Source organism: Gryllotalpicola sp. (genome assembly GCF_027352875.1).
Taxonomy (GTDB): Bacteria; Actinomycetota; Actinomycetes; order Actinomycetales; family Microbacteriaceae; genus Gryllotalpicola.
Genome location: NZ_DAIEII010000002.1, coordinates 1 through 16,383 on the forward strand (window position 1 = coordinate 1; position 16,383 = coordinate 16,383).

General features: G+C 71.2%; 17 protein-coding genes. 3 read left to right on the forward strand and 14 right to left on the reverse strand.

Annotation, left to right across the window (positions count from 1 at the left end; genetic code table 11):
• Nucleotides 1-71 precede the first annotated feature (71 nt).
• The gene (locus M7D61_RS00080) at nt 72-1,889 is read right to left on the reverse strand and encodes a hypothetical protein (protein WP_298226325.1); all 1,818 of its coding nucleotides are present in this window, start codon (nt 1,887-1,889) and stop codon (nt 72-74) included.
• A 102-nt stretch (nt 1,890-1,991) separates the two neighbouring features.
• Between M7D61_RS00080 and M7D61_RS00085 the strand changes: the two genes are divergently transcribed.
• Together M7D61_RS00085 and M7D61_RS00090 are read left to right on the forward strand one after the other, a co-directional pair.
• Nucleotides 1,992-3,473, forward strand: a complete 1,482-nt coding sequence (locus M7D61_RS00085) for a DivIVA domain-containing protein (RefSeq protein WP_298226327.1) — start codon at nt 1,992-1,994, stop codon at nt 3,471-3,473.
• Entirely contained in the window at nt 3,470-4,513 is a 1,044-nt protein-coding gene (locus tag M7D61_RS00090) for an AI-2E family transporter (protein WP_298226328.1), read from the forward strand. Before M7D61_RS00085 ends, M7D61_RS00090 begins: the two co-directional genes overlap by 4 nt.
• 56 nt (nt 4,514-4,569) lie before the next feature.
• On the opposite strand, the gene M7D61_RS00095 is transcribed toward M7D61_RS00090, so the two are convergent.
• The 9 genes from M7D61_RS00095 to rpsB all read right to left on the reverse strand — a co-directional run bounded on the left by M7D61_RS00095 (nt 4,570) and on the right by rpsB (nt 11,328).
• A complete protein-coding gene (locus tag M7D61_RS00095) occupies nt 4,570-5,280 on the reverse strand; it encodes an alpha/beta hydrolase (RefSeq protein WP_298226329.1) in 711 nt (236 codons plus the stop codon).
• Nucleotides 5,277-5,576, reverse strand: coding sequence for a hypothetical protein (locus M7D61_RS00100; RefSeq protein ID WP_298226330.1), 300 nt, complete (start codon nt 5,574-5,576; stop codon nt 5,277-5,279). The genes M7D61_RS00095 and M7D61_RS00100 overlap by 4 nt, the downstream gene beginning before the upstream one ends.
• Before the next feature lie 188 nt (nt 5,577-5,764).
• On the reverse strand, nt 5,765-6,400 hold the full coding sequence (locus tag M7D61_RS00105; protein WP_298226332.1) for a lytic transglycosylase domain-containing protein: 636 nt from the start codon (nt 6,398-6,400) through the stop codon (nt 5,765-5,767).
• Between the two features lie 157 nt (nt 6,401-6,557).
• The gene (locus M7D61_RS00110; RefSeq protein ID WP_298226334.1) at nt 6,558-7,103 is read right to left on the reverse strand and encodes a DivIVA domain-containing protein; all 546 of its coding nucleotides are present in this window, start codon (nt 7,101-7,103) and stop codon (nt 6,558-6,560) included.
• 21 nt (nt 7,104-7,124) lie between these two features.
• Nucleotides 7,125-8,087 carry a phosphatidate cytidylyltransferase gene (locus M7D61_RS00115; RefSeq protein ID WP_298226336.1) on the reverse strand — a complete coding sequence of 321 codons (963 nt, stop codon included), beginning with the start codon at nt 8,085-8,087 and terminating at the stop codon, nt 7,125-7,127.
• Nucleotides 8,087-8,641 carry a ribosome recycling factor gene (frr, locus tag M7D61_RS00120; RefSeq protein WP_298226339.1) on the reverse strand — a complete coding sequence of 185 codons (555 nt, stop codon included), beginning with the start codon at nt 8,639-8,641 and terminating at the stop codon, nt 8,087-8,089. The genes M7D61_RS00115 and frr overlap by 1 nt, the downstream gene beginning before the upstream one ends.
• Nucleotides 8,642-8,669: 28 nt before the next feature.
• Nucleotides 8,670-9,380: a UMP kinase gene (gene pyrH, locus M7D61_RS00125; RefSeq protein WP_298226341.1), complete on the reverse strand. Its 711-nt coding sequence runs from the start codon at nt 9,378-9,380 to the stop codon at nt 8,670-8,672.
• 166 nt (nt 9,381-9,546) lie between these two features.
• Nucleotides 9,547-10,374: a translation elongation factor Ts gene (tsf, locus tag M7D61_RS00130; RefSeq protein WP_298226343.1), complete on the reverse strand. Its 828-nt coding sequence runs from the start codon at nt 10,372-10,374 to the stop codon at nt 9,547-9,549.
• A 30-nt stretch (nt 10,375-10,404) separates the two neighbouring features.
• Nucleotides 10,405-11,328 (reverse strand): 30S ribosomal protein S2, encoded by a 924-nt coding sequence (rpsB, locus tag M7D61_RS00135; RefSeq protein WP_298226345.1) that lies wholly within the window; start codon nt 11,326-11,328, stop codon nt 10,405-10,407.
• Nucleotides 11,329-11,693: 365 nt separating this feature from the next.
• Here rpsB and M7D61_RS00140 point away from each other — a divergent pair, with 365 nt between their 5' ends.
• Entirely contained in the window at nt 11,694-12,191 is a 498-nt protein-coding gene (locus M7D61_RS00140) for a peptidoglycan DD-metalloendopeptidase family protein (protein WP_298226347.1), read from the forward strand.
• Nucleotides 12,192-12,290: 99 nt separating this feature from the next.
• Here M7D61_RS00140 and M7D61_RS00145 read toward each other — a convergent pair whose 3' ends face one another.
• From M7D61_RS00145 to M7D61_RS00160, 4 genes are read right to left on the reverse strand one after another with little or no spacing between them, the layout of a single operon-like run.
• Nucleotides 12,291-13,196, reverse strand: a complete 906-nt coding sequence (locus M7D61_RS00145; RefSeq protein ID WP_298226349.1) for a tyrosine recombinase XerC — start codon at nt 13,194-13,196, stop codon at nt 12,291-12,293.
• Between the two features lie 20 nt (nt 13,197-13,216).
• Nucleotides 13,217-14,473, reverse strand: a complete 1,257-nt coding sequence (gene dprA / locus M7D61_RS00150) for a DNA-processing protein DprA (RefSeq protein ID WP_298226352.1) — start codon at nt 14,471-14,473, stop codon at nt 13,217-13,219.
• On the reverse strand, nt 14,470-15,996 hold the full coding sequence (locus tag M7D61_RS00155) for a YifB family Mg chelatase-like AAA ATPase (protein WP_298226355.1): 1,527 nt from the start codon (nt 15,994-15,996) through the stop codon (nt 14,470-14,472). Before M7D61_RS00155 ends, dprA begins: the two co-directional genes overlap by 4 nt.
• Nucleotides 15,996-16,349, reverse strand: coding sequence for a YraN family protein (locus tag M7D61_RS00160; RefSeq protein ID WP_298226357.1), 354 nt, complete (start codon nt 16,347-16,349; stop codon nt 15,996-15,998). Before M7D61_RS00160 ends, M7D61_RS00155 begins: the two co-directional genes overlap by 1 nt.
• Nucleotides 16,350-16,383 lie beyond the last annotated feature (34 nt).

Consider the following 16,383-nt stretch of genomic DNA (forward strand, 5'->3'; position numbering starts at 1 on the left):
GGCAGCCGCGGCCGGCTGGTTCACCAGGCCGGACAGGTCAATGGCGCCATGCAGCGCGCCGGTGGAATCGCTCACTTCAGCTCCTTCGCAGAGACGGCCGCCTCGGAGTAGCCGATGAGGCGGACGGCGTCCGTCGACTCGGCGGGCGGCACAGAGAACAACAGCTGGTACTCGAAAGTCACCTGGAAGCCCGTGCTCGACTTCGTGAGCCCGGTGAGCGCCGCGGTCGGGCCGTTCGGGTTGTCGAGGGCGACCGTCGCCCCGGACTGGGTCGCCTTCTGCTGCTTCGTCTCGTCGACCGCGACGGCGACGAGAGCGCCCGCATCGACGGTGGCGAGCGCGAGCGGCGCATCCGGGGCCGCCGCGTCGATGAACGTCAGCGAGCTCGTCTTGGCCGCGGCCGCCCCGGCGATCTGCTTCGCCTTGTATGCGGAGCCGATCTGGGGCGCGAGCTTGTCGGCCTTCATGTCGAACAACTTGTAGAAGGGGCTCTTCGCACCCTTGGCGAGCACCGAGCCGTAGGCCGCGGCCAACTGGTTCGGTGCGATCTTGAGCAGCTTCGAGTCCGGCGGCACGAGTGCGGAGCCGACGCCCGCTGCGGCCACCTGCGGAACCTGTGCCCCCGCCTCGAGCGAGATGGCGTACGCGACCTGGTAGTTGGCGCGCGGGTTCTCCTGCGTGAGCAGCAGGTCGATCGGCGCGGTCCTGGGGTCGGTGCCCTTGACCACGACGCTGACGGTGCGCGGCCACGAGTCGGTCGCCTCAGGCACGACCAGGGCGAGCGATGCCGACGGGATCGCGGCGGCGGCCGGGTAGCTACGCACCTTCTTGCGGATGACGTAGGTGATCTTGCGCTGGCGCAGGGCGGCGCCGGTGAAGCGGTCGGCGAGTTTGCTCGCCTCGAGCGCCGCATCCGCCTGCTTCGCCGCCGCCGCGATCGCGTCGACGATCGTCTCGACCTGGTGTTCGGTCACCGTCGGGGTGGGGACGGTGCCCTGGCCGGCTGGAAGCGTGGTCTCGGCCGCGGCGGGCTGACTGGCACCACCCATCGACGGCCAGTAGTCGGCGCTGCACCCGCCGAGCGCGAGGGCGCCTGCCGTCAGCACAGCGCCGATGAGCGTGGCGCGGCCGGAGCTGCGCCGCCCATGCCGCGATTCGACGGCCGCCGGCACCGCGCCGGAGACGCGCCTGACGCGCGGCGGACGAGGCAGACGCGGCGGCCTGCCTCCGCGACGCGGCCCGCGCGAGCGGCGCAGGTGGCGCAGCGCGTAGAAGTAGAGCACGAGTCCGACGACGAGCATCACGATGCCGCCGACGATGAGAGGGCCGGCCCACGGTGTCGTGGCGATGAGACGCCAGCGCACGGTCACGGTCGCGGGCGTGCCGCCCACCGGGTTTCCGGTCTCGATGAGGACGCTGACGTCGTCGGGCACATTGAGCGGGATGTACGCGGCGTCGGCGCCCGAATAGCTCGACAGCCACAGATCCGAGCCCACCGGACTCGCCGCGGCGGCGGCGGGCACGGTCAGCGCGCCGGGGAACTGCATGGTGTCGACGGTCTGCACCGTCTGCGTCAGCGCGCCGTTGTCGAAGGCAAGGCGGGTGAACTGTTGGCGGCCGATCCAGGACAGCACGTCGGTCGTCGTGCCGTAGGCGACGAACGGGCTCTTCGCGCCGGAGATCTGCAGGGTCTGCTGGTCGCCGAGCGCGTTGAGCGAGTGGCCGCCGATGACGAGGAACTGCGTGCCCACGCCGCTCGTCGCCGAGCCGTCCAGGGTCGCGCGCGCCGTTGCGGTCGTCGGCGGCGCCCAGATCGTCCGCTGGCCGATGCCGGCGACGACCATGACCGCTGCTGCGACGAACGCCACGATGGCGATAACGAAACGCACACGCATCCCTTCACGGCAAGAACACTCCACGATAGTCGAGGCGCCTGGGCCCCCGCAGAGCGGCGCCTGAGGATGGCGACCCGGCGGCCCTACTCTGGTCGTGTGGCATCCGACTCCTCCGACTTCACCCAGGTCTTCCGCGGGTACGACAGGGCCGAGGTCGACGCCGCCATCGAGGATCTGCGGGTGCAGCTTGCCAGGGCGCTCGAGCAGGCCGGCGACGCGGCACGCGAGGCGGCCCTGCTCGCACAGCAGGTCGACGAGCTCAAGGCGGAGCTCGCCGAGATCGGCAGCCCCACTTTCTCCGGCCTCGGCAGCCGCCTCGAGAGCACGCTGCGCACCGCCGCGGAGCAGTCCACCCGTCTCGTGAGCCAGGCCGAGCACGATGCCGCGCAACTGCGCGCCGCGGCCGGCGCCGAGGTCGACCGGCTCAAGGCTGCCGCGCAGACCGCCACGGATGCGGCCCTCGCAGACGCCAGAGCGCACGCCGCGACGCTGCTCGAGGATGCCCGCGTCGAGGCCGCCGAGGCGCTCGCCGCCGCCCAGAAGGAGCACGACCGGCTTCTCGCCGACGCCCGGCGCGACGTCGCAGCGCTGCGGACCGCGGTGACGACCGAGGTGGCCGGGCTGCGCGCGACCGGCAAGCGCGAAGCGCTCGCGGCGGCGGCCGCGGCATCCCACACCGGCACCGCGATCAAAGCCGCTGCCGAGAAGGCTGCGCAGACCACTCGCGAGCAGGTCGCCGGCCTCGAGCAGGAGCTCGCCTCGGCGCGCTCGGCGGTTGCGCGCGAGCTCGACGAGGCCCGGGCCGCAGCGACCGCCGAGCTCGCTGCAGCCCGCGCCGCCCACCAGACCGACGTGGAGCGCGCTCGAGCCGCCGCCGAGGCGCAGGTGCGACAGCTGCGCGCCGACCTGCAGAACGAGCTCGAGCAGGGCCGCGCCCGGATCGAGCGCGAGTTCGACGAGCGCCGCACCGCTCTGACCGCGCGGATCCTGCGCGCCGAGGCCGATCACGCCCAGGAGGCCGAGCAGGCCCGCCTCGACCTCCTCGCCGAGATCGAGGCGAAGCGCACGGCCGCGGACGACGCCGGCGCTGCCCTCGAGCGCGAGCGCGAGCGGCAGCGCCTCGATCTCGAGGTCGAGCTCGCCGCCCGCCGCGCCGAGGCGGAGGAGGAGCACCGCGTGCGCCACGAGACGGCCGTCGCCGAAACGCAGGGCTATCTGGACGACGCCAACCGGCAGCTCGCCGACGCCGCGAAGCGCGCCGCCGCGGCCCGCGACGAGGCGAAGGCGATCGAGGCCGCCGTGCGCAACGAGGTCAAGGCCACGCGGCACGACGCCGAGCAGGCCGTGGCGGCCCTGCTCGCCGAGGCTTCGGAACGCTCTGCAGGCGTCGTGGCCGCCGCCGAGCAGCGGGCGCGCGAACTCGTCCAGACCGCCGAGGAGCGGCTCGCCGCGATCAGGGTCGAACGCGACGCGGTCGCCTCCTACCTCCAGGGCCTGCGCCACGTGCTCGACCAGGCGCAGCACGACCACCGGCCCGACCGGGGCGATGGCAAGGCCGACGACGGAGACCACACGTGAAGATCCAGAACGCCTTCCGGCTCGGGCTCGTCGGCACGCTCGGCGTCGGCCTGGGCATTCTCATTATCACCTCGATCCTGCATCTCACGACGGTGCTCACCTACATCGGCGTCGCACTGTTCCTGTCCCTCGGCCTCGAGCCGCTCGTCGCGCTGCTCGAGCGGCGCAAAGTGCCGCGCTGGGCCTCGCTCGTCATCGTGTTCGTCGTCGTCGTCGGCATCTTCGGCGGCGTGATCTCCGCGCTCGTGCCGGTTCTCATCGCGCAGATCACCGCGCTCACCACTGCGGTCACCTCGTTCCTGCAGAACGGCACCTCGAAGCTCGACTGGTACGTCTGGCTGTCGAACCAGTTCCCGGCCGGCACGGTCGACAACGCGGTTCAGCAGCTGATCCACTTCATCCAGAACAATGTCGGCGGCATCACCAACGGCGTGTTCCAGATCGGGGTGCAGGTCATCGGCGGATTCTTCGGGACGGTCATCGTCATCATCCTGGTGATCTACTTCACCGCCTCGATGCGCTCCATCAAACGCGGCCTCTACCAGCTCGTGCCCGCCTCGCGCCGGCCGCGGTTCATCGACATCACCGAGCAGATCACGGAGTCCGTCGGCCGCTACGTCATCGGCCAGGTTTCGCTCGCGCTCATCAACGGCATCCTCAGCATCATCTTCCTCAGCATCATCCACGCACCGTTCCCGATCCTGCTCGCCGTCATCGCCTTCATCGGCTCGCTCATCCCGCTCGTCGGAACGCTGTCGGGGTCGGTCATCATCGTGGTGTTCTCACTGCTGCTCGGCTCGCCGTTCACCGCAGTCGTCGCCGCGATCTACTACCTCGTCTACATGCAGGTCGAGGCGTACCTCTTCAGCCCGCGCATCATGAACCGTGCCGTGTCCATCCCCGGCGCGGTCGTCGTCGTCGCGGCGCTCGCGGGCGGCTCACTGCTCGGCGTGCTCGGCGCGCTCATCGCCATCCCCGTCGCGGCGGCGATCCTCCTCATCATCCGGCAGGTGGTCGTACCGAGGCAGAACGAGCTCTGACCGCGAATCGCCGGAATGCGGGCCATCCATCCAGGCGCTTCTGGCGACTCGACGGCTCAGTACTCCGTGGGGAGGGGCAGCGCGGCAGGGTTGACCGCGCGCACGACCTCGGTCAGCACGCGGTAGACCTGGGTCTCGCCGACCCAGAGGTGCCTGCCGCGCGCAACAGGGATCACGGTGCAGCCGGGCACGAGCGCGAACCTCTGAGCCGCCTCGGCCGGTCGCAGGTAGTCGTCGAACTCGGGAATAACCGCGACCAGCGGCTTGCCGGTGGCGGCCCAGCGCACGAGGTCGGAATCCTGCGCCCGCTTCAGCGGCGGCGAGAGCAGGATGGCGCCCTCGATCTCGGGGTGATCGGGCCCCCACTTGAGCGCGACCTCGGTGCCGAACGACCAGCCCAGCAGCCACAGCCTCGGCAGGCCGCGGGATGCCGCGAACTCGAGCGCTGCAGCGAGATCGAAGCGCTCGGATTCGCCCGCGCCGAAGGCGCCCTCGCTCGTGCCCCGCGGCGACGAAGTGCCGCGGGTGTTGAAGCGCAGCACGGCGAGATCGGCCAGCGCCGGCAGACGGGCTGCGGCCTTGCGGAGGACATGCGAGTCCATGAATCCGCCCCCCGTCGGCAGCGGATGCAGCGTGACGAGCGTCGCGACGGGCGCGGCCGTCTCGGGCAGGGCCAGCTCCCCGACCAGGGCCAGTCCGTCGGCGGTGTGCAGTTCGATCTCCTCGCGCCGGGCCGGCAGCACCACGTCGTTGCGGATCTCGATCATGCGATCCGCCAGCAGCGCACGTGCCAGTGCCGGCGCGCGGCGAGATCGGCCTCGTCGCCCAGAATGCCGTCGGTGCGCCAGGCGACGAGGTGCTCCGTGCCCGGTGCGATCTCGAGCGAGCAGGCCGGGCAGGTGTAGGCCTTCTGCGCCTGTAGGACGCTGATGGGCTGCACATTCCACGTCACACCGCGACGCACCTCGGTACGGCGCCAGCCGCCGAGCAGGCGCGCGGCGTCGAACTCTTCCTCGTCTGCACCCGGCCCCTTGCGCCCCCGGGGTCTGTTGCTGCGCGGCATGGATCCAGTGTAAATCGGGCGTACCAGGCGGTGGCCTCCTCCCCGGTGACCGCCGAGTCCGACGGGCTCAGGGACTCGCCGCCACGCGAGGAAGCCTGGTCTGCCGCGGCGCCGAGCTCGCGGCGCGCGAACTCCATGCTGCCGGCCTGTCACGCGGCTCGGCCGGCGCTCCGGAGCCGCTCAGCGGATCAGTACCAGCCGGTCGACTGCGAGTGCGCCCACGCGCCGCACGGACTGCCGTAGCGGCCGTAGACGTAGCCGAGGCCCCAGCCGACCTGGGTGACGTAGCTGCTTCGCCAGTCGCCGCCGGCCGAGGCCATTTTCGAGCCGGGCAGCGCCTGGGGGATGCCGTAGGCGCCGCTCGGATTCGCCGCGTAGACGTTCCAGTGCGATTCGCGGTTCCACAGCGCGACGAGGCAGTTGTACTGTTCGATGCCATCGCCCCGGGCTGTCAGCTGCGTCTTCGCGTATGCCTGGGCGCTGCCGGGCGACGGAGCGGGTTGCGCCGGTGCGCTGCTGACGATCGGAGCCGCCGCGGAGCCCGTCGTCGTGCTGGAGCCGCCGGTCGCGGAGCGCGCGACCGGCGCCCAGCCGGACGAGAAGTCATCGGTGACGAGCTTGACCGACGCGTAGCCCGCGGTGTCGATCGACTGCGCCTCCAGGCCCGCGAAGCGGTCGGTCACGCCGGCGAAGCGGCTCGCGGCGCCCGCGGCACCCACCTCGGGGTTGGCGAGGTTGACGAGCACCGAGCCCGCCACCACGATGACCACGAGGGCGGCGAGCACCGGCCGTGCCCTGCGCTTGGCACCGCCGGGTTTCGCCACCACCGGTCGTCCCGCTCGCAGTGCGCTGACGCGCAATCTGGCCAGCGGGAGGACCGGACGCTTCTCGAGGATTGCGACCCGTCTGCCCACGATCACAAGAACCTAACGGACGGGTAACGGGAACCCAAACGCGAACCGCCCGATTCGCACGGATCCGTTATCGCACCGCGAGCATGACCTCGACGACCGCGTCGAGCACCGCGTCGACCTGGCCCTCGGCGTACCCGCCACGCTGCGGACGGAAGGTGACGCGCCGCACCTCCTCGACCGCGACCGGAGCACCGTCCTCGAAATACCTGATCAGGCGGCGAGAAAACCGATCGACTTCGCGCCGGGAGTAACCGAACGTCAGCGGCGAGACCCGCGTGAAGCGCTCGCCGTCGCCGCGACCCAGCCGGTCGATGATTTCCTGCGCGAAGGCCTTCATCCGGCCGAGATACTCGGAGTCTCCGAATTTGCTCCGAGCTTCCCGGCGCTCGCGCTCGGCGAAGACGTTCTCGAGCCTCTCGAGCGCCTCGTCGACGACCGCGATCTCATAACCGCCTTGGACGAGATCGAACGCGGCACGGCGCACCTCCGCCGCTCCGAAGCCGACGTCGGCGCCGTCGAAGGCGGCCCGGGCGCGGGCGAGGAACGAGTCGACCTGATCGTGGCTGTAGCCGCGTCGCTTCGCGACCGGGAAGGCGGGCGTCGTGGTGCTCATCGCGCTCATTCTTCCAGAGCCTCAGCCCAGCAGCGGCTGAAAGACGAGGTAGAGCGCGTAGGTCGCCACCGCCGAAGGCAGCATCGAGTCGAGACGGTCGAGGAAGCCGCCGTGCCCCGGCAGCCAGTCGCTCATGTCCTTGACGCCGATATCGCGTTTGATGAGGGATTCCGCGAGATCGCCGATCGTTGCGGCGACGAGCACCACTGCTCCGACGACGAGGCCCAGCCACCATGGCAGCCGCAGCATGAAGATCGTCAGCAGCACGCCGGCCAGCAGCGCGACGAACGCGGCGCAGGCGAAGCCCTCCCAGGTCTTCTTGGGGCTGATCGTCGGCGCCATCGGGTGCTTTCCGAACAGCATCCCGCCCGCATACGCGCCGGTGTCGGTTGCGACGACGATGATGACGAACGCCAGCGTCCACCACTTGCCGTTCGGGTTCGACGGCGAGCACAGCAGCACGGCGAACGACGCGAGCCCCGAGACGTACACCTGGGTGAGCACCGCAGCGGTGAGATCCGGCACGAGAGCGGCGCCCGATGTGCGGAACCGCGGCAGGGCCTGCTCTGCGAGTCGCCAGAGCACGATGAAGGCGAGCCCTGCGACGAGCGAGAGCCACAGCCACGTCACGCCGCCGTAATAGGCGGCCGGCGGGATGCCGAGGGCCACGACCACCGTCGGGATGCGCGGAACATGGCGGTCGGCCGTCCGAAGCGCCAGGGCGAGCTCCAGTGTCGCCGCGGCGAAGATCAGCGCGGCGAACCCCATGAAGATGTCGGTGACGAAGATGAGGCTGAAGAGGACTCCGAGGCCGAGGGCGAGCCCGATGCCAACCGCGAAGATGAGGTTGCGCCCGGTGCGCCGGGTGATCTCCTCGCTCAGCCCATCGAATTGCGCCTGTGCCTTCTGGATCTGGCGCTCGACGTCGTGCCCAGCGTGCTCGAGCTGGGACTTGAGGTCGCGTGGCCGGTCGCTGTCGCCCACTAGACCTCGAGGAGCTCTGCTTCTTTGCGGGAAAGCGACTCATCGATGAGGTCGACGTGCTTCTTGGTCAGCGCGTCGAGCTCCTTCTCAGCGCGGGCGATGTCGTCCTCGCCGACGTCGTCCTTGAGGGCATCGAGGTCGTCCTTCGACTTGCGGCGGATGTTGCGGATCGCTACGCGGTGGTCCTCGGCCTTCGCACGGACGAGCTTGACATAGTCCTTGCGGCGGTCCTCGGTGAGCTCCGGCATCGTGATGCGGATGATCTGGCCGTCGTTGTTGGGCGTGACGCCGAGATCCTGCCTCGCGACGATCGCCTTCTCGATCTCCTTGAGGGCGCTCCTGTCGAACGGCGTGATGAGGATGACCCGCGCCTCGGGCACCTGCAGCGAGGCGAGCTGCTGCAGCGGCGTCGGACTGCCGTAGTAGTCGACGAGGATGCGCTGGAAGATCTGCGGATTCGCACGCCCGGTGCGGACCTCCGAGAAATCCTCCTTGGCGGCGTCCACCGACTTGTCCATGCGCTCAGCGGCGTCAGCGAGCACGTCTGCGATCACGGTCACTCCTTCGTAGGTCGCGTCCAGCCTAGGCCGTGACAATCGTGCCGATCTCCTTGCCGAGAAGGGCCGCCGTGACGTTGCCCTCGGGCTTCATGCCGAACACCTGCATCGGCATCCGGTTGTCCATGCAGAGGCTGAACGCCGTCGAGTCGACGACCTTGAGTCCGCGCCGCAACGCCTCGAGGTAGGTGATGCGGTCGATCTTGGTCGCCTCGGGGTTGCGACGGGGGTCGTCGGTGTAGACGCCGTCGACGCCGTTCTTGGCCACGAGGACGGCATCCGCCCCGATCTCGAGCGCCCGCTGCGCGGCGACGGTATCGGTCGAGAAGTACGGAAGGCCCGCTCCGGCGCCGAAGATGACGATGCGACCCTTTTCGAGGTGCCGCTCGGCGCGGCGCGGGATGTAGGGCTCGGCGACCTGCGCCATCGCGATCGCGGACTGCACGCGCGTCTCGGCGCCCGCCTTCTCGAGGAAGTCCTGGAGGGCGAGCGCGTTCATGACCGTTCCGAGCATGCCCATGTAGTCGGCGCGCCCGCGGTCCATGCCGCGCTGACTGAGCTCGGCGCCGCGGAAGAAGTTGCCGCCGCCGACGACGATGGCAACTTCGACATCCTGGGCGGCCTGCGCGATCTCGCGGGCGAGGGACGCCACGACGTCGGGGTTGACGCCGAGAGAGCCGCCCCCGAACGCCTCGCCGGAGAGCTTGAGCAGGACTCGGCGGCGCGTGTCGGTCATGATGGCCAGCGTACCGAAAGCCACTGGCGGCGGGGTGCGACGCTCCAAGGGCCCGTCGCACCGCCGGGTCGCCGCCGAAGGCGGTGAAAGCACGGAGGCCCGAGCACACGCTCGGGCCTCCGGAACCGGCTCGGTCGGGGAACCGACCTGGGAGCGCAGCGGTCGGTTACGCGCCGACTTTGAACCGCGCGAATCCCGTGATCGTGAGGCCCGCGGCCTGCGCGACCCTGCCGACCGTGAGCTTGTTGTCGCGGGCGTAGTCCTGCTCGAGCAGGGCGACCTGCTTGAAGTAGGCGCCGAGGCGGCCCTCGACGATCTTCGGCAGGGCGGCCTCGGGCTTGCCCTCGGCGCGGGTGATCTCCTCGACGATGCGGCGCTCGTTGTCGATCCGCTCGACCGGCACCTCGTCGCGGGTGAGGTACTCGGGGTTCGCGAACGAGATGTGCTGGGCGATCGCGCGCGCGGTCTCCGCGTCGTCGCCCGTGTAGGCGAGGACGACACCGACCTGCGGCGGCAGGTCCTTCGACGTCTTGTGGAGGTAGACCTCGAACTTGTCGCCGTTGAGAACGCTCACGCGCCGGAGCACGATCTTCTCGCCGATGACCGCGGCCTGGTCGTCGATCACGTCGGCGACCGTCTTGGTCGCCGCGGGCGCGGCCAGGGCCGACTCGAGGTCGGTGGCGCCGGCGAGCACGATAGCCTCGAGGACGCCGTCGGCGAGGGCGATGAACTTGTCGTTCTTGGCGACGAAGTCCGTTTCGCAGGCGAGTTCGATGAGCCAGGCGGTGCCGCCCTTCTCGCGGGCGGCCACGAGCCCCTCGCTGGTGGATCGATCGGCGCGCTTGGCGTTGCCCTTGGCGCCCTTGAGGCGGAGGATCTCGGTCGCCTTCTCGAGGTCGCCGCCCGCTTCCACGAGCGCGTTCTTGGTGTCGAGCATGCCGGTGCCGAGCTGCTCGCGGAGCAGCTGGACGTCGGCGACGCTGAAGTTGGCCATGTGGCGTGAACTCCTAGTAGATAGGTGGGATTACTCGGCGACTGCTTCGCCGGACTCGACAGCCGGCGCGGACTCGGCCACAGCCGCGACGACCTCGGCGGTCTCGGGCTCGACCGGCTCGGCCGCCAGCTCGTCCACCGAGGGCTCGAGCGGGGCAGCGGGCGCCGCATCGACGGACTCGGCGGCCGGCGCCGCGGGCGCCTCGGAGGTGAGAAGCTCGCGCTCCCACTCGGCGAGCGGCTCGGGCGCGGACTCGTCGGACCCCTGGTGGCGCGAGACGAGGCCCTCGGCTGCAGCATCCGCGATGATGCGGGTGAGGAGCGCGACCGAGCGAATCGCGTCGTCGTTGCCCGGGATGGGGTAGTTGACCTCGTCAGGGTCGCAGTTGGTGTCGAGGATGCCGATCACCGGGATGCCGAGCTTGCGCGCCTCGTCGATGGCGAGGTGCTCCTTCTTGGTGTCGACGACCCAGAGCGCGCTCGGGGTCCTCGTGAGGTTGCGGATGCCGCCGAGCGACTTGTGCAGCTTGTCGAGCTCGCGCTTCTTGAGCAGAAGCTCCTTCTTCGTGAAGCCGCTCGTAGTGCCCTCGAAGTCGAGCTCCTCGAGTTCCTTCATGCGGGCGAGGCGCTTCGAGACGGTCGAGAAGTTGGTGAGGAGGCCGCCGAGCCAGCGCTGGCTGACGTAGGGCTGGCCGACGCGGGTCGCCTGCTCGGAGATGGCCTGCTGGGCCTGCTTCTTGGTGCCGACGAAGAGGACGGTGCCGCCGTGGGCGACGGTCTCCTTGACGAAGTCGTACGCCTGGTCGATGTAGGTGAGCGACTGCTGCAGGTCGATGATGTAGGAACCCGAGCGCTCGGTGAGGATGAAGCGCTTCATCTTGGGGTTCCAGCGGCGGGTCTGGTGCCCGAAGTGGACGCCGCTGTCGAGCAGCTGGCGCATGGTGACGACGGCCATGACGGTCTCTTTCCTGATTGGGTTGATTGCCTGGTGCCCTGACGCGCGGCCGCCCCGACGGATCGGGGACCTGGGACCGCGTCGCCACCCGGCGCTGTGATCGTTCACTGCAGTGATGGTTCACTGCTGTGATGGTTCACTGCGGGTGAAGGGCACGCGTAGTCACCGCGAAATGCGGTGCGCCGATCAGTCTACCAACGACTCGGGTGGACGAACGGTGAACAGCATCTCCGTCTCCGTGCGGCGCCCTTCGTCTCGAGCATCAAGCCGTGCTCTCCCACCACTGATCGGGATGCCACCGCAGTTGTGCGCAGTTTCACGGCGTAGTCGGCTGCGCGGGCGGACCGCACCGGCATCATCGGCGGATGCTTCGGGGACTGGTCTTCTGTGCGGCGCTCGCACTCGGTGTGCTCGGGGCTGCCTGTGGCGCGGGCCCGCTCGCGGCGGCCGCCGCCGGAGCGGTGTGGAACTGGCCCCTCGCGCCGTCGGCGGTCATCGCGCCGTTCCTCGCACCCGAGTCGCCCTACGCGGCGGGGCATCGCGGGATCGATCTGGTCGCCGCCGACGGCGACCAGATCTCGGCTCCGGCCGACGGCCGGATCGTCTTCGCGGGTGTCGTCGTCGACCGCCCGGTCGTCACCCTGCTGGTCACGACCGGCGAGCTCGTCGAGTTCGAGCCCGTCACAGCATCGGTGCCGCTCGGCGCCGCAGTCTCGCGCGGTGCGAACCTCGGCAGGCTCGCGGCCGGCGGGCACTGCGACGGCCGCTGCCTCCACGTCGGAGTTCGCATCGACGGCGGGTACGTTTCGCCGCTCGCATTCTTCGGAGGCGTGCCGGCGGCGGTGCTCCTTCCGTTGGGCTGAGGCTCTTCGGGTCTTCCGCGGCACTGGGGCTGCCGCCTTTCGCCGACGCGCGCGATTGATCCACTGGATCAATCGCCCGAGCGCGACGCGCGCGTCGGGCTAGCTCCGCGGAAAGGCCTGCTGGTAGCTCTCCTTCAGGCGTTCGATGGAGACGTGGGTGTAGAGCTGCGTCGTGCCGAGGCTGGAGTGCCCGAGCAGCTCCTGCACGGCGCGCAGGTCGGCACCGCCGTCGAGCAGGTGCGTCGCCGCGGTGTGGCGCAGCGTGTGCGGACCCGCCGGGCCTGCGCCCGGAAAGTCGACGAGGTACCGGGCGACGAGCTCGTAGACGGTGCGGACGCCGAGCCGCCTGCCGCGCGCTCCCAGGAACAGCGCCCTGCTCTCCTGCCCGGAGAACAGCACGGGGCGGCCGCGCTGCAGGTAGTCGATGATCGCGGTGTGCGCGGGGACGCCGAAGGGGACGACCCGCTGCTTGTCGCCCTTGCCTATGACGCTGACGGCGAGGCGGTCGAGGTCGACATCGTCGATGTCGAGGCCGCAGAGCTCGCCGACGCGCAGTCCCGAGGCGTAGAGCAGTTCGAGGACGGCGAGGTCGCGGAGCGCCACCGGGTCTCCCTCTGCCGCGCGTTCGGCTGCAGCCTGGAGGAGGTCGTGAGCCTGAGGGCGGCTGAGCACTCGCGGCAGGTGCTTTCCGCGCCGGGGCGCGACCATGCGGATACCGGGGTCGTCGTCGCGCTCGCCGGTGCGCTGCAGCCAGGCGGTGAAGCCCCGCGCCGCGGCGGTGCGGCGGGCGAGGGTGGAAGCGGCGAGTTCGCGCTGCGCGCCCGCCCACTGCCACTCCCGCAGCAGCTCGAGGTCGACGCCACCCGTCTCAGTCACGCCGCGGCGCCGGGCGAACGCCGCGAGCTCGGCGAGATCGGAGGCGTAGCCGCGGGCTGTCGCCGGCGACAGCCCGCGCTCGACGCGCAGGTGCGCCCCGAACCGCGCGATCGCTTCGACGAGCTCCATTCCTCAAGCGTCGCGCCCCGTCACCGCTTCTGCGGTACCGACACCCAGCCGCTCTCGGATCGGCGGGCGAGGCCCTCGAGCGCGAGCAGCCCGAGGACGGCGCCGGCGTCGTCCGCCGACAGACCCGAACGGGCGGCGATCTCGTCGACCGTGCGGGGAGTCCTCGTGCTCAGCGCGCTCTGCGCGCGACCCCGTCGCGGGTCATCGGCCTCACGCGGCAACGCCTCGCGCGCGTCGAACCCCGCGAGTTCGACCACGTCGTCAGCCGAGGCGACGAGCGCAGCGCCCTGATCGCGGATGAGCAGGTGGCACCCGGCCGACAGTGGAGCGGTGATCGGCCCCGGCACCGCCCCGAGCGGGCGCCCGAGGGCGAGCGCATGGGAGGCGGTGTTGAGCGCGCCGGAGCGCGTCGCCGCCTCGACGACGACGACCGCCCGTGACAACGCGGCGATGAGGCGGTTGCGCTGCAGGAAGCGCCAGGCCGTCGGAGCCACCCCGAACGGCGCCTCGGACACGACGACGCCGTCGTGGACGATCCGGGTCAGCAGGTCGTCGTGCCCGGCCGGGTAGAACCGGTCGATGCCGCCGGCGAGCACGGCGCCGGTGAGTGCACCCGACGCGAGCGCCGCACGATGCGCTGCGCCGTCGATGCCATAGGCAGCACCGGAGACGATGGCGAAGCCACGCCCGGCGAGCTCGGCCGCGAGCTCGCTGGCGACATGGTTGCCGTAGCCGGTGGGCGTCCGGGAGCCGACCATGCCGATCGCGGGATCGAGGCGCGCGAGCAGACCGGGGTCGCCGCGCACCCAGAGCCCGAAGGGGCGATGCGGGCCGAGATCGTCGAGCAGCGCCGGCCACTGCGGATCGCCGGGCATGACGAAGTGCGCGTCCGACGCCTGCGCCATCCGCCAGATCGGTGTGATGCGGGTTTCGCTCATGCGCGGCGCCCAACGGAGGAACCCGGCGAGCACCCCCGCGGGAACGTCCCGATCCGGCCATTCCTCGGCGACGCGCCGGAGCACCGCCGGTGCCCCTGCCCGCGCCTCGTCGGCCGTGCCCGGCCGCCAGACCAGGTCGAGCGAGCGCGCGGCGCCGAGCGTGTCGACCAGCAGGCCCGCGACGCCGTCGCCCGGCTCGCCGAGCACGCCCCAGACGAGCCGGGCGACACGTTCGCTGTCGTGATCGGCGGAGCGCGCCGCCCCGGGCGGGGAGATGCGGTCGAGAAGCTTCGCCGCACCGCCCCCGTCGAGAGCAAGGCCGGCGATCGCGGCGCTCATGCCGCCGACCATTCGCGCAGCGCGTGGGCGACACCGATTTCGTCGACGCCCGGCGACGTGCGCCCGGCGATGTCGGCGATCGTCCAGGCGACGCGGAGCGTGCGGTGGAACCCGCGCATCGTGAGCACACCCCGATCCATCGCCCGCTCCAGCGGCGCGATCGCCGACGCCGACGGACGGTGCTCCTCGAGCCAGGTGCCGGGCACCGCGGCATTCGTCCGCCACGGCGTGCCCGCCAGGCGGGCGGCCGCGGCAGCCCGCGCCCCGTCGACCTGCGCTCGTGCCGCGGCAGTCGTCGTCGTCGGACCAGCCGCGCCGAGCGCGAGCTGGACCGAGCTGAGCCGCGGCACATCGAGCCGGATGTCGACCCGGTCCAGGAGCGGCCCGGACAGGCGGGCCAGATAGCGCCGCCGGGAATCCGGCCGGCAGGTGCACTCGGCGCCGCGCACTCCGAAGTTGCCGCACGGGCAGGGGTTCGCCGCCAGCACGAGCTGGAATCGCGCCGGGTAGTCGGCGGTGCCCGATGCCCGGGCGATGCTCACCACCCCCGACTCGAGCGGCTGCCGCAGGGCGTCGAGCGCGCTGCCGGCGAACTCGGGCGCTTCGTCGAGGAAGAGCACTCCGTGGGATGCCCGCACCGCGGCGCCGGGTCGGATCCGCGAACCGCCGCCGACGAGAGCGGCCGCGCTCGCGGTGTGGTGCGGCGCCTCGAAGGGCGGCCGCGTCACCAGCGCCCGGACGCCCGACAGGTCGTGCAGGGAGCGGATCGAGGTCGCGAGAAGCGATTCGGCCTCGCCGAGATCGGGCAGGATGGCGGGCAACCGCTCGGCCAGCATCGTCTTGCCAGAGCCGGGCGGACCCACGAAGAGCAGGTGATGGCCGCCGGCCGCCGCAGCGATGAGCGCGCGCACCGCCTCGGCGTGGCCGATGACGTCAGCGAGCTCGAGGTCGTCGCCCGGCGCCGCTGCGGGCGCCGGCGGCAGCACCGGCTCGACCTCGATCGGCTCGAGGTCGGCGCCGTGCCTGATCGCCGCCTCGCGCAGGGACGCGACGGGGATGACCTCGATGCCGGGCACGAGCCCGGCTTCGGCGGCATTGCCGACGGGAACCATGATGCGCGGCACGCCGGCTGCGGCCGCCGCATGCACGGCGGGCAGCACCCCGAGCACCGGCCGGACCCGGCCGTCGAGACCGACCTCGCCGAGGTGCGCGATCTGGGCAACGGACCGCTGCGACACCTGCCCCGACGCCGCGAAGCACGCCAGCGCGATGGCGAGGTCGAAGCCGGCACCCTGCTTGGGCAGCGCCGCGGGTGAGAGATTGACGACGATGTTGTACTGGCTGATCGAGCATCCCGAGTTCTTCGCCGCGGCGTGGACCCGGGACGCCGACTGCGCGAGCGCGGCGTCCGGCAGGCCCACGAGCTTGAACCCGGGCAACCCGCCGCTGCTCGAAGCCTCGACGTCGACGAGCGCGCCGACGAGGCCCTGCAGCGCGATCGCGGTCGTGCGCCCGACCGCCATCAGCTCACCCCTCGGACATGCGTGATCCGCGCCGGTGCGCGCAGCCCTCCGACGATGCCGACGACGTCGAGCCGGATGCGCACCGCACCCGGATTGCCCGCGCACCACTCCCCTGCGAGACGTCGGATACGGCGCAGCTTCGCCGCCGTCACCGCCTCGAGCGGATCGCCGAAGCGCAGCCCGGACCGGGTTTTCACCTCGACGAAGACGGTGGCATCGCCCTCGAGGGCGATGATGTCGAGCTCGCCGCGCGTGCCGCGCCAGTTGCGCGCGATGATGCGGAATCCGTTGCGTTCGAGATAGCGCACGGCGAGGTCCTCGCCGGCCTTTCCGAGATCGTCTTTGCGTGCCATGCGGGCAGAGTCGGGGATGCCGCCGACAACGGCC

Bases quoted from the DNA above. Each gene is read 5' to 3' on its own strand.
- pyrH (WP_298226341.1), bottom strand. From the start codon at position 9,380: ATGACCGACACGCGCCGCCGAGTCCTGCTCAAGCTCTCCGGCGAGGCG.
- M7D61_RS00095 (WP_298226329.1), bottom strand. From the start codon at position 5,280: ATGATCGAGATCCGCAACGACGTGGTGCTGCCGGCCCGGCGCGAGGAG.
- dprA (WP_298226352.1), bottom strand. From the start codon at position 14,473: ATGAGCGCCGCGATCGCCGGCCTTGCTCTCGACGGGGGCGGTGCGGCG.
- M7D61_RS00155 (WP_298226355.1), bottom strand. From the start codon at position 15,996: ATGGCGGTCGGGCGCACGACCGCGATCGCGCTGCAGGGCCTCGTCGGC.
- M7D61_RS00140 (WP_298226347.1), top strand. From the start codon at position 11,694: ATGCTTCGGGGACTGGTCTTCTGTGCGGCGCTCGCACTCGGTGTGCTC.
- M7D61_RS00160 (WP_298226357.1), bottom strand. From the start codon at position 16,349: ATGGCACGCAAAGACGATCTCGGAAAGGCCGGCGAGGACCTCGCCGTG.
- M7D61_RS00100 (WP_298226330.1), bottom strand. From the start codon at position 5,576: ATGCCGCGCAGCAACAGACCCCGGGGGCGCAAGGGGCCGGGTGCAGAC.
- M7D61_RS00110 (WP_298226334.1), bottom strand. From the start codon at position 7,103: ATGAGCACCACGACGCCCGCCTTCCCGGTCGCGAAGCGACGCGGCTAC.
- tsf (WP_298226343.1), bottom strand. From the start codon at position 10,374: ATGGCCAACTTCAGCGTCGCCGACGTCCAGCTGCTCCGCGAGCAGCTC.
- rpsB (WP_298226345.1), bottom strand. From the start codon at position 11,328: ATGGCCGTCGTCACCATGCGCCAGCTGCTCGACAGCGGCGTCCACTTC.
- M7D61_RS00145 (WP_298226349.1), bottom strand. From the start codon at position 13,196: ATGGAGCTCGTCGAAGCGATCGCGCGGTTCGGGGCGCACCTGCGCGTC.